The sequence below is a fragment of the Bacillus sp. SIMBA_008 genome (assembly GCF_046535495.1).
Lineage (GTDB): Bacteria > Bacillota > Bacilli > Bacillales > Bacillaceae > Bacillus > Bacillus subtilis.
Genome location: NZ_JAWRWL010000405.1, coordinates 1 through 275 on the forward strand (window position 1 = coordinate 1; position 275 = coordinate 275).

The 275-nt window shown below is 36.0% G+C and carries 1 pseudogene; it reads right to left on the minus strand.

Annotated elements, in window-relative coordinates:
• Positions 1–275: pseudogene (locus tag SB658_RS23790) on the minus strand (DNA-binding protein); the annotation flags it as partial.

Here is a 275-nt window from a genome sequence, read left to right on the forward strand (position 1 = left end):
GTGAGTTTGCTTCTTCGTTAGACATTCCTTTTGCGGGATTTTCCCAAGCACCGCGTCTATATCCATTAAATACTTCAGAAGAGTCCCAGCGATTTTTATTACGATCTGCATTATAATGATCGGCAATGAAGAAGATACTGCCGCCATTTTTTACATATTGTAACATTGCATCTTGTTCAGATTTTTTGTAAGGAATATTTGCCTCTGGAACGATAAACACGTTGTAATTTTTTAAGTCGTCGTATGTAATAGGTGTTGATTTACGAAGTTCTTTT